This is a genomic window from uncultured Campylobacter sp., assembly GCF_938040115.1.
Lineage (GTDB): Bacteria > Campylobacterota > Campylobacteria > Campylobacterales > Campylobacteraceae > Campylobacter_A.
Genome location: NZ_CALHXD010000141.1, coordinates 1 through 11,229 on the forward strand (window position 1 = coordinate 1; position 11,229 = coordinate 11,229).

At 46.8% G+C, this 11,229-nt stretch carries 10 protein-coding genes; 2 read left to right on the forward strand and 8 right to left on the reverse strand.

Features of this window, described 5'->3' with window-relative positions:
* The first annotated feature begins 239 nt into the window (after nucleotides 1-239).
* The gene (locus tag Q0314_RS05170; protein WP_298057263.1) at nucleotides 240-671 is read left to right on the forward strand and encodes a trehalose-6-phosphate synthase; all 432 of its coding nucleotides are present in this window, start codon (nucleotides 240-242) and stop codon (nucleotides 669-671) included.
* A gap of 33 nt (nucleotides 672-704) precedes the next feature.
* Here the strand turns inward: Q0314_RS05170 and Q0314_RS05175 are convergent, their stop codons facing one another.
* The 8 genes from Q0314_RS05175 to Q0314_RS05210 form a co-directional block, all read right to left on the reverse strand.
* On the reverse strand, nucleotides 705-1,499 hold the full coding sequence (locus Q0314_RS05175; RefSeq protein WP_298057265.1) for a hypothetical protein: 795 nt from the start codon (nucleotides 1,497-1,499) through the stop codon (nucleotides 705-707).
* A gap of 13 nt (nucleotides 1,500-1,512) precedes the next feature.
* Nucleotides 1,513-1,917 carry a hypothetical protein gene (locus Q0314_RS05180; RefSeq protein ID WP_298057267.1) on the reverse strand — a complete coding sequence of 135 codons (405 nt, stop codon included), beginning with the start codon at nucleotides 1,915-1,917 and terminating at the stop codon, nucleotides 1,513-1,515.
* A gap of 234 nt (nucleotides 1,918-2,151) precedes the next feature.
* A complete protein-coding gene (locus tag Q0314_RS05185; protein ID WP_298057268.1) occupies nucleotides 2,152-2,910 on the reverse strand; it encodes a flagellin in 759 nt (252 codons plus the stop codon).
* A 96-nt stretch (nucleotides 2,911-3,006) separates the two neighbouring features.
* Entirely contained in the window at nucleotides 3,007-4,542 is a 1,536-nt protein-coding gene (locus tag Q0314_RS05190) for a DKNYY domain-containing protein (RefSeq protein ID WP_298057270.1), read from the reverse strand.
* Between the two features lie 561 nt (nucleotides 4,543-5,103).
* The gene (locus Q0314_RS05195) at nucleotides 5,104-6,123 is read right to left on the reverse strand and encodes a DUF1176 domain-containing protein (RefSeq protein ID WP_298057271.1); all 1,020 of its coding nucleotides are present in this window, start codon (nucleotides 6,121-6,123) and stop codon (nucleotides 5,104-5,106) included.
* Between the two features lie 17 nt (nucleotides 6,124-6,140).
* On the reverse strand, nucleotides 6,141-6,620 hold the full coding sequence (locus Q0314_RS05200) for a hypothetical protein (protein WP_298057273.1): 480 nt from the start codon (nucleotides 6,618-6,620) through the stop codon (nucleotides 6,141-6,143).
* On the reverse strand, nucleotides 6,621-8,558 hold the full coding sequence (gene abc-f, locus Q0314_RS05205; RefSeq protein WP_298057275.1) for a ribosomal protection-like ABC-F family protein: 1,938 nt from the start codon (nucleotides 8,556-8,558) through the stop codon (nucleotides 6,621-6,623). It abuts the gene before it with no gap.
* Nucleotides 8,559-8,567: 9 nt separating this feature from the next.
* Nucleotides 8,568-9,881 (reverse strand): sodium-dependent transporter, encoded by a 1,314-nt coding sequence (locus Q0314_RS05210; protein ID WP_298057277.1) that lies wholly within the window; start codon nucleotides 9,879-9,881, stop codon nucleotides 8,568-8,570.
* 164 nt (nucleotides 9,882-10,045) lie between these two features.
* On the opposite strand from Q0314_RS05210, the gene Q0314_RS05215 reads away from it, so the two are divergent.
* Nucleotides 10,046-11,229: MATE family efflux transporter (locus Q0314_RS05215; protein ID WP_298057279.1), on the forward strand; the 1,184-nt coding region annotated here is incomplete at its 3' end.

Sequence of the window (11,229 nt, forward strand, 5' to 3'; positions counted from 1 at the left end):
TACGCGCCCTTAAATTTGCCCCGCCCGTTAAATTTAACGGGCGGTTTTTATAAATCTCTCAATTCATTATCTCAAATTTACCAAATCCAAATTTGACTCCGTGTAGTTTTTTGTTCGCTTATTTTGCAAATTTGCCGCTTCGTCTGTAGATTAAATTTGACTCTCTTCCGCGCAATCCTTAATCAAAATCATCCCTTTAAACGACCGATTTAAATATAATCAAACAAAAAAGGTCTTAAATGTATCTATTTTTCCTGATCGTTCATATTTTGAGCGCCGTCGCCTTCGTCGGTTACGTATTTTTCGACGTTTGCATATTTCCGTTTGCCAAAAAGCACGTAGACGAGGATACGCTCGCTCGCGTCAAAAAAGCCTACACCAAAGGCAGCGCGAAGGTTTTCGGTACGGCGTTTTTGATGTTAATTATCAGCGGCGTTTACATGGCAAAGGATTATTTTGGCGGCGAGAACGGATGGCTGGGTAGCTCGTTTCAAATTTTACTCGCGACCAAGATCGGCGTGCTAGGGCTAATGTGCCTAATCACGGCGATATCGCTCTTTTACGTCTATAAGCTTAAAAAGCCCGATCCATTCGGCAAATACTCGCACGTCATCGCTCTTGTTTTGTGCATCGTAATGATAATTTTGGCTAAAGTAATGTGGAGAGTTTAGTAGAATTTAGAGCGTTAAACGCTCTAAATTTTGTCATTTTTTTTGAGTTTGGCTTAAATTTGACGTGTCGTCGCCGAATAAATTCTTAAAAAACCCTTCTTTAAAACCCCCGGCCGGCAAATACATATCTCGTAGCAGCCAAAACAACTCCGAGCCCACAAATCCATTTTTACGCGCTTCGGCCTTTAAAAGCATTTTCGTAAGAGTGTCTTTATCCATCTTTTTACCGCCGAATATCTCATAAGTGTAGAGCATATCAGCGGGCAGTAGTCTTTGTAGTAAAAAAGAACTTAAACACGAGTAGTCTTTGTCTAAATACGTGTTACCGTCTCTCATAAAAAGTTCATTTTTCTTAAAAATGCAATCTGTAAAAGAAGCCAAATGTTCTGCTTTTATATAATTTATAATTTCCTCATCACTACGATTTTCCCTTTTATTAGAATAATCCAAAATATACTTTATTTGATCGTTAACTTTTTTTATATTATCCCCACCTTTTTCCCTATCAAAGCGATCAACAAACTGAAAATATTGTGTTGCCGCTCTAGCCTGATCTTTAACCACGCCTATCCCAAGCCAATACAGATAACCTAAATCGTAACACGCATACGGCACGCCTTTTTGGCAATAAATTTGCAAGTCGCTTGCATATTTTTCAAAGTTATGCGCTTCAAAATCCTTGCCGCTACCGGGGCCGTTTATATACTCTTTTAAAAGAGCGTTATAGCTGGCCGTATTTATAGGTGTAGCAGTATCACTAGCAAACACATGCCCCGTCAAAACCGACGCGATAAAACCGCAAAGTGTAAATTTTAAAATTTTATTCATCGCCTATCTCCGCTTATTTCTCGCCGCAGTCAAATATCTGTGCACGCACGCGGTAGCTATTTACGTAAACAGCGTTTTGCGGACACCCAACTAGTCTACCTAGCTCGCCGTAGCAAAGCGCCTGCTCACTCAAAACGTAAAGAGTTATGCGTTTACCGGTACCCACGACGGCGACGGCTTCGTTTCTTAGGTCATTGAGTGCACCTTTTCTTACCTGCTCCAAAGTCGCTGCGGCGTATCCAGTCGCGTCGTCGCTACCTTCAGCCTCGCCCAAAACCCTACAGTTATACGGCGTATCGCGAACCTCGGTTATTCCGCGAGCGCTTGCATCAAGTGGCTTTGGCGAAAACATAGGCGCGCCGCAACCGCCAAGCATTAATACGGACATACAAACCAACATTAAATTTGAGATTTTCATCCCCTATCCTTTAAAATAAATTTTATAAGTATTATATTTCAAAAAGAAGAAAAATACAAGATAAATTTGGCGTAAATTTTAGAATTGTAATAGCTCTTTCCAAATGCCTTTTATGGGTTTTAAGGGTTTTAAGAGGATAAATTTTACGGCAACTTTGTTGTTAAAATCGGAGTAAAAACAAAAGCATTTTAGCCGCCAATGAGCGTAGCGGCTAAAAGATAAAAGCAGTTAAATTTAACCCAAAAGCCTGTTAAACTGGCTTTGCAAGCTTGCGGTATTGTGCGCTTGAGCGAGGATCGCGGCGTTTGCTTGCAGGTCGTTTTGCTTAAAAGCGCTTAGATTTTTAGCAATGTCGTTATTTTGCAGTTGCGACTCGCTTTGTCTTAGCGCGACGTTTTTGGTTAGGCTTGCGTTGATGCCTGAGATGATGCCGTTTTGCGCCGCGCCGATCTCACCTCGCAGAGCGTTTACGCTACCGATAAATTTACTCACGCTATCGCCGCTACTCACGTCAATACCGCTAAAATCAGGCGCGTTTAAATTTACGCTCGCCGAGCCGTTACCGGTTAGGAAGCTCATCTGCCCGCCAAATACGTTTTTACCGTTAAAACTCGCCTGCTGCGTGCTCTCTCTCATAGCGCCCACGAGTGCATCCGCTTCGCTTTTTATCATCTTTTGCTGGTCGGAGTTTAGGATGCCGCCGTTATATCTCACTGAGAGCTCGCCGATACGGTCGGCGCTTTGCGTGATATTTGCTAGCGTGGAGTCTGCGATCTGCAGGATACCGATAGCGTCGTTTGCGTTTACGACGCCCTGCTCTAGCGTTGAGCTTTGAGAGCGAAGCGAATCGGCGATAGCGAGATTTGCGCTGTCGATACCGCTTAGAGCACGCTGTGTGGAGATGTTATTTAGGGCTTTTGCGCTGTTATTTTGAGCTTGTTCTAGGTACTGATTGCTTAGGCTTGAGTTTGCGGAAAAATTTCCCAGTTTCATTTGCACTCCTTTTAAATTTGACCCGATTTTAGCGAAAATTTGATTAAAATTTGCTAGCGACGAGCACAACGTCAAATTTGAGCGTTTTAAGCAAATTTACCGTCTAAATTTTACTTTGACTCGAGGTTTTGTCGCTGTTTCGTTTTCTACCGCTTTTGCGCGGCTTTTATACTCGTAGGCTTTGCCCACGATCGCCGCCAAAATCGCAACCGCCATAAATATCCAAAGATAATACCTCTCCTCGCCGTCATAGCTAGTAACCGCCTCAAAAACCAGCTCGCCTTGCGCCGGTACGAGCCGCCCATCTTTTATCATCTTGCGGATATATTCACCGCTCGGATTTTTGCCGCGCGGATCATACGGCCGCGTCAAGATCTCTATGGCGGCAGTGTCCGCGATCTCGTAGACGCTAGAGTCTATGAGCTGCCCCGTCCCAAGCGCGTCAAAATAGTAAATTTTATCGCCGTTTGCGTAAACCGCGCCATATACGCCGTTGCGCACAAGGCCTATTTTACGCCACTGCTCGCTGGTTTCAAGCCTAAAAAGCTCCGTATGGCGCGAGCCTAACCGCCTGCCACTCTTATTTCTATGCCACACTTCGCGGCTTTGTACGAAATAAGTCTGACCGCCGCTGATAAAAACGCTACCCGCAAGCGGCAAAATTTCACCCGTAAACGGGTCCGCCGCCGCGCGTTTTAGCTCGCCGTTTTTGTCGTCGCTATGACGCTGCCAAAAGTAAATCCCGCCTTTGCCGCGAAAAAGCAGATGATAGGCGTGCGAGCCGGAGACGCCAAAGGGTAGCGAATAAGGCGCAAATTCGGGCGCAAACTCATGCTCGTCCGCGTAAACTGCGCCGCTATCGGGCTCCAAAAGATAGTGCACGCCGTTAAAATATGCCGCCTCGTGTAGCTCTGCCGTAAATTTTACCGCGAGCCGCGAGCTTTTAAAATAAACGTTTCGTCCGTCCGTAACGTAAAAATCGCTAGCTCGTCCGCGCGCGTCTAGTACGTATCTTAGCGCCCTAGCGTCTGCACCCTCTAGCTGCCTGCCCTCAAAGTACACCCTGCCGCCTTCGTCGCCCAAAGCAGCTTTTTCCGCCGCAAATCCAAAATCTAAAATAGGGGTTAAATTTACGCTAGAAACGCGCTGGGTTTTATAGATATAGCTTTGCGGTTTATCAGCACCAAATATCGCGTACGCCATAGTTTGAACCATCTCGGTAAAGCCGCCTAGCTCGTAGTTTCTCTCGCCTGTATCGCTGCAAAAATAGCTAATCTCGCCATCCGTGAAATACCCATTGCCAATCGCCCTAGCGCGAGATGGATCTAGCCCGGTCATCGCAAGATTGCCGCAGTAGACGGCGTTTTCGCCCATGCCGACGTTTCGGCCGCGGTAACCCTCAGACGCGAAAACCCTAAATTTATCCGCCCGCACACCCTTTAGCTCAAATTTGCCTCCGCTTGGGATGAGCGCGTAAATTTTACCCTGCGGCGTAACGTAAAATTCGCTGTTACCTATCTGGGTAAAATCATTCTCCTCCTCGTAGCTAGCGACGTAAACCATGAAAAATACCGTAAAAAGTACGGCAAAAAGCGCAAATAAGCAAAGTAGTATAGGTTTTTTATCTTTCAAAGTGCCGCCGCAGACGTGTTTTTCAAAAATAAGCAATAAGAGTTGAAAGGGTATTTCTTTAAATTTAAAACCAACATATTAATCCAAGATAAAATCACAGGGTGGCTTTTACAAAATGAGAAGCAACGGAGAAAAGCCACTCAGTCCTTGCGGGTCTCTTCATTTTTTCGTGATGCCTCACCACTCAATCACCGTTCGCGCTTTCCCTCTTTTAGGCACTACGCAACTGTTTCTTGTGAAGCTACAAACAAAGTGCGTAAGAGCAGAATATGCTAAAAAGTTGGGCTACTCACTCCCACACTTCTACCAGCATGGAAAATGCAGGGGTAGCGAAGCGAAGTAGAAAATCGTACTCAACTTATGTGGTTTTTGCTTTCTTGTTTTTGGTTTTTGACCGAGCAACTACAAGCCAAACGGCGACAGCCCGCCAGCAAGGCTTTCGCACGGATACCATCCCCTTGCTTTAAGTTTAAAATTAACAAGGTGTTCAACCAAGCCTAAAATTTTTCTTCAAAAATACCATTTTAACGGGCTCAACAATGTTTCAAAAGAGTCAATAATTCACTCCACCACTTCGCTTACAAAAGTCGGCATCACCCACGCACCGCCAGCTATGCCCTTGCAAGGTCCGCTGTCCCACTCGCTACTCTTTACGAATTTTTCGCCGTCCCAGACCGCCTCTGTCTTGTTCCAGCAGTCGCCGAACCCGCGGTCTTTGTACATTCCTGATATTTCGCCGCTACCTACTTCATTAAATTCGGAGCTTGCAAAATACACTTTTTCAAGCCTTTTATCCATCACAGCGAGCAAGGAGCTTTCGTTATACGCGGCAAGATAGCATCTCGTCTGTACCAAAATTTTCTCGTCATTTATTTTATATTTCCAAATTCCACCTATCTTTTTTCTCTCGCCAAATCCGTCAAACTCATCAACCAAATCAAAGCACTCTGCTGCCTCTGGCAGAGCTTTTAATATACCTCGCACGCGCGTAAAATCGGGGCTATCCCTTGGTATCTCGCTACCATTTTCATCATCAAATTTTACCTTTTTGATGACTGGCATAGGACGCGGGGCGAGCAGCTTTTGCCCTTTTAGACGCCCCTGAAATTCGTTCATTTTTAGCCAAACGGCATTAAAGCCCACGGGCGAGAGCTCAAACGCTATATCTTTGGCTTTTAGCTCCACCTTTGGGTTAGCATGCAAAGCATCTATCAGCGCGCTAGTTTGGGCATCCGTAAGTTTAAATTTATCATTATCGATGTGATTTCCCGCCTCGTTTTTGTTGTTGATTTTTAGCGCACCGATAAATTTATCATCGATAAAAAGCTCCATTTCATCGACCTCATTCTCAGCAAAAATTTGCACTTCGTTATCAATTTGCGCCCCTTTGCCAGCTGCTATAGTAAATAAAATCGAAATAAACTCACTACCTACGTCGTGCTCAAATCCTGCCACGCGGCACGTGCCCGTGTTGTCGCACGCGACCTTCCAGTCGCCATACTCAAAGCTCATCCCATCCAGCCCAAACACCGTCACAGGCACGAACAAAGCGCAAATTTTAGCTATTGATTTAATATTCATTTTTTATTCCTTTAAATTTATCTTGCATTTTCTTTGGCAGCTTTGATAAATTTTCTCATCTGCCACGCCTCACTCAAAAAATTCACGCCAAAAAACAGCGGCAAACAAAAAAGAGAGCTGTTGTGATCGCGCACCGCTAGCATCGCACCAGCCAATATGATGAGCAAAAGTCCGACAAATAGGTAAAATTTAAGCATATTTTCAGTCCCAAGCTTGCGCTCTATCGCCGCCTTTGGTCTATCTATAAGCGAGCCACTGCCAGCAGCACACAGCTGCGAGACGCTGATTAGGCGATTTATCGCACCTTCCCTCACATACGCCACACGCAAAGTATCGCCATCACCGCCGAAATACACACCCATCTCGTCCGCTCCGTCGTCAAAACACCCCACGATCTTCACGCCATCCAGCCAAAAAACCGCCATAAATTTAGCGTGCAAATTTTGCTTCGTGATCAGGTTTTCGACCTTGCCCGTTTTTAAAAATATCTTTGCCATCTAAGCTCCAAATCCCTCGGCGATTTCCAAGACTTCAAAGTATTCGTTCTCTAGCGTTTCAAGCTCGTTTTTTGCTGCTTCTAGGTCGTTATAAAGCGCGGTTAGGCCGATTTGCTGATAGATTTTTGGATCGCTAAGGCCGGCGTTTAGCTCTTTTATCTTAGCTTCTAGCGCGGAGATTTTTTCGGGGTGCGAGGATAAAATTTGCGTTTGCTTGTAGCTTAGCTTTGCGCCGGTTTTGCTCTTTTGCTTTTGCGCTTGCTCGGCTTCGCTTGCAAGGCTTTCTTCAAATTTACCAAGCTCGGCTAATTCGTCTTCTAGCTCGAGATAGACGCTGTATTCTTGATGTAGCACCTCGATCGCCGTCCCCTCAAATGCCCAGAGCTTGTGCGCGATCTTATCGACGAAGTATCGGTCGTGACTCACGATGATTATAGCACCTTCAAAGCTTTGCAGGTAGTCCTCAAGGATGTTGATAGTTGCGATATCGAGGTCGTTTGTGGGCTCATCCAGTACGAGCACGTCGTACTCCTTGCTAAAAAGCAGAGCCAGCGCCACGCGGTTTTTCTCGCCGCCGCTTAGCACGCCGATGGGTTTATCGAGGAATTCTTTAGGAAATAGGAAATTTTTAAGGTAGCCGTAGACGTGCATATTTCGCCCGCGCACCATGACGTGATCGCCACCGTTTGGGCAAAAGGTCTCGATGAGGCTCTTATCGTCGTCTAGCGCGCTTCGCGACTGATCAAAGTACCCCACTCGCACCTCGCCGCGCCTAACTTCGCCGCTGCTTGGCTTTTCAAACCCGAGTAAAATTTTAATAAGAGTGCTTTTGCCGCTGCCGTTTCGTCCGACTATCGCTATGCGTTCGCCTTGCAAAACGCGCGCGTTAAAATCGCTAAAAAGCTGCTTGCCGCCGATATTTTTGCTTAATTGCTTGATTTCAAATAGCATCTTTTTGCGGTTTACGCTTTGCGTTTGGTTAAAATTTTTGCTCGCTCGCTCAAGCTCGAGCCTAACGCGGCGTATAACGCCCGGATTTTTCTTAGCCTCTTCGCGCATGGCTAGCACTCGCTCTTTGCGCCCTTCGTTGCGTTTTAGACGCGCTTTGACGCCGCGGCGCAGCCACTCCTCCTCGGCTTTTAGCTGTTTTAACAGCGTCTCGTGAGATTTAGCTAGGCTGGCTAAAATTTCCTCTTTTTTGGCTAGATAGTTTGCGTATCCGCCGTCAAATGACGCCAGCGCACCCTCCTCGATCTCGACGCTTCTAGTTGCCAGCGCGTCGATAAAGTAGCGATCGTGCGAGATAAAAACTATCGTCTGGCGCGAGCTTTTTAGCATATCCTCTAAAAATCTCACCATATAAACGTCAAGGTGGTTCGTAGGCTCGTCAAGTAGCAAAATATCTGGCTTTTTAAGTATCAGAGCGCCCAGAGCTACGCGGCGCATCTCGCCTCCGCTGAGGCTTGCGACAGCTCGGTTTTCGTACTCTTTTAGCTTAAACTCCTCTAGCACGCGCTCGATCTTGCGCTCGATCTGCCAGCCGTCTTTTGCTTCGATAAATTTGATTAGTTCGTCTTGCCTAGCATTTAGCTCTTTGTTGTGCGGATTGCGGCCGAGCGCTTCTAGCACCACCGCATACTCGCCCCTAGCGTCGAAAATTTCTTTTAGCTCCAAATTTAGCGCGTCTTTTACCGTCGCCGCATCGTCAAATTTGGGATTTTGCGCGAGCATTTCTACTTTCACGCCGCCTTGCACGATACGCCTGCCGCTATCAGGCTCTAGCGCGCCCGCGACTAGCTTCATCAGCGTGCTTTTGCCGCTGCCGTTTTTGCCGATGATAGCGATACGCTCGCGCTCGTTTACGTTGAGACTTATTTTGTTTAGAATTTCATTCGGACCGAATTTTTTACTAACGTCGATAAGGTCGATTAGAGCCACGCGCGCCCTTTAAAACGAGATATGCATGCTAAGCGCGATGATACAAAGCGTAAGCGCCATCGGCACGTATATATATCTGCCCGTAAAATACCAAAACGCGCCTTGCTTTTTTGCCGCGCCCGTGTTGATCTCGTCCATGATCTCTTCTTTTTTGATGACCCAAAACCACGACACAGCGCCGATTACCGCACCGATAGGGATGATATAGATCGACACGAAGTCCATCCATGGCCCCCAGCTAGTTATGGCTTCCATATTTACGCCGATGCCGAAGCATATTATGCAAAGTGCGATCAACACGACGCCGCGCTTTAGGCTAGGAAATTTGTGCATTATCGACTCGGCGACTGCTTCGAACATATTTTGCAGCGAGGTCACGCCGCCAAAAATCACCGCCGTAAATAAAATAATCGCGAAAATTTGACCGCCCGGCATGTCTTGTAAAATTTTAGGCAGCGTTACGAAAAGTAACCCGGGCCCCGCCGCCGGATCCATGCCGTAAGCAAATACCGCAGGTAGCATAACAAGCGCCGCCGTCATCGCAGCGATCGTGTCAAAGATTGCCGTTTTTTGCGCGCTATCGACGACGTCCTCGTCCTTTGATAGATACGCGCCGTAGACGATCATACCCGAGCCCGTGATAGATAGCGAGAAAAAGGCCTGACCCATCGCCGCTACCCATACCATCGGATCGGCTAGCTTGCCCCAGTCGCTGTGAAAGACGAATTTATACCCGCCAAACGCCCCGTCTAAAAACGCCACTCTGATAGCGAGGATAAAAAATAGCACGAAAAAAAGCGGCATCATGATTTTATTTGTCTTTTCGATACTGTGCGCGCCGAAAAATAGCGTAAATAGCGTGCCTGCAACGACGATAAAGTGAAACGGCACGACCGAGTAGGACGAAAGCGCAAAGGACTCAAACCAAGTGTTCGTATCCACCGTCATCAGCGAGCCCGTGATCGCCTGAAATAGCGCCTTTAAAACGTATGCGATGATGACAGCGTAGCCGATAGCGATACACATCGAGCCAGCCAGCGGTATCCAGCCTAAAATTTTACCGAACGTGCCCCAGTTTCGGCTCTTCCACGCGTATTCGTATGAGCCTAGAGTGCCGGTTTTGGCGCGTCTGCCGATAGCGTACTCCGCAGAAAGTCCGACGTAGGAAAATATCGCGATAAAAAACAGATAAACGAGCAAAAACGCGCCGCCGCCGTTCGTACCGACCTTATAAGGAAACCCCCAGACATTGGCCATACCGATAGCCGAGCCCACGCAAGCGATGATAAACGCCCAGCGTGACGTGAAATTTGTTTTGTGCATTTGATATCCGTTTAGATTAAATTTTTTCAATTATACTTGATTAATCTAATAAAAAGATTATGCCCGCTCGCCCGCAAAGCACGCAGCGCCGCCTTAAAATGCTTTAAATTTATATTTGGATATAATCGCGCGTTATCTAAAATCCACGTTACAAAAGAGAAATTATGAATTTATCGCTCAAAAAGCTCACTATCCCGATATTTTTAGATATGTTTTTGCACTTCGTGACGCTCATCATAAACACATATATGGTGACTAAGGTTAGCGTCCATCTAGTGGGCGCCATGGGCGCGGGCAACCAGATAATGGATCTATTTATGACCATTTTTAGCTTCCTTAGCGTGGGCTGTTCGGTCGTAGTAGCTCAAGCTCTGGGTGCTAAAAATATAAATTTAGCCAAACGCGTCATACACGCTAGCATCACGTTTAACACGATCATCGGCCTTGGCAGCGCGGTTTTTATTTACTTTTTCGGCTTTGAAATTTTAGAGCTTTTAAACGTTCCCGAGCAGCTTCGCGCCCAGAGTTTTAACTACTTGCATATGCTTGGTATCGCGCTAGCCTTTGACGGTATCGGTATGGTGCTTGCAGCCGTGCTTCGCGTTTATAACTTCGCTACCGCCGTCATGCTGGTTTCCCTACTCATGAACGTCATCACCCTTTGCGGCAACGCTATCGCGCTTTTTGGCTGGCTAGGACTGCCAAACTACGGCCTTTACGGCGTCGCGGTTTCGACCGTCGTCGGAAGGCTAGTGGGCGTTATCGTGCTATTTTTGATCCTGACTCGCTACGCGAAAGTTAATATTTTCTTTAAACGTCTATTTAGCCTGCCGTTTGCCATTTTGCGTAAAATTTTATCCGTCGGGCTTCCGAGTGCGGGCGAAAATTTGCTCTGGATGGCGCAGTATATGGTGGCTTTCGGCTTTGTAGCGAGCATGGGCGAGGCTAGCCTAAACGTGCAGACCATTTACTTTCAGATAACGCTTCTTATCCTGCTTTGCGGAGCCAGCATCAGCGTGGCAAACGAAGTCATCGTCGGCCACCTAGTCGGCGCGATGAGATTTGACGAGGCCTACTCGCGCACTTTCCGCGCGCTTCGTATCGGCTTTATCGCGACTCTAGCTGTCGTTTTAGCGGCGTATTTTGGTAAATTTGAAATCATGGAGCGGTTAAATTTGACCGAGGAGCTAAAGGCCGTCATGCTGCCGCTTTTTACCCTTTCTATCGCGCTTGAGACGGGACGAACCTTTAATATCGTCATCGTAAACGCCCTGCGCGCAAGCGGCGATGCTAAATTTCCGCTAATGACTGGCGCGGTGTTTATGTGGGGCGTGAGCCTGCCGCTGGG

Excerpts from the sequence above, each read along its gene's own strand:
- Q0314_RS05180 (WP_298057267.1), bottom strand. The coding sequence starts at position 1,917 with ATGAAAATCTCAAATTTAATGTTGGTTTGTATGTCCGTATTAATGCTT.
- Q0314_RS05185 (WP_298057268.1), bottom strand. The coding sequence starts at position 2,910 with ATGAAACTGGGAAATTTTTCCGCAAACTCAAGCCTAAGCAATCAGTAC.
- Q0314_RS05200 (WP_298057273.1), bottom strand. The coding sequence starts at position 6,620 with ATGGCAAAGATATTTTTAAAAACGGGCAAGGTCGAAAACCTGATCACG.
- Q0314_RS05210 (WP_298057277.1), bottom strand. The coding sequence starts at position 9,881 with ATGCACAAAACAAATTTCACGTCACGCTGGGCGTTTATCATCGCTTGC.
- Q0314_RS05175 (WP_298057265.1), bottom strand. The coding sequence starts at position 1,499 with ATGAATAAAATTTTAAAATTTACACTTTGCGGTTTTATCGCGTCGGTT.
- Q0314_RS05195 (WP_298057271.1), bottom strand. The coding sequence starts at position 6,123 with ATGAATATTAAATCAATAGCTAAAATTTGCGCTTTGTTCGTGCCTGTG.
- Q0314_RS05170 (WP_298057263.1), top strand. The coding sequence starts at position 240 with ATGTATCTATTTTTCCTGATCGTTCATATTTTGAGCGCCGTCGCCTTC.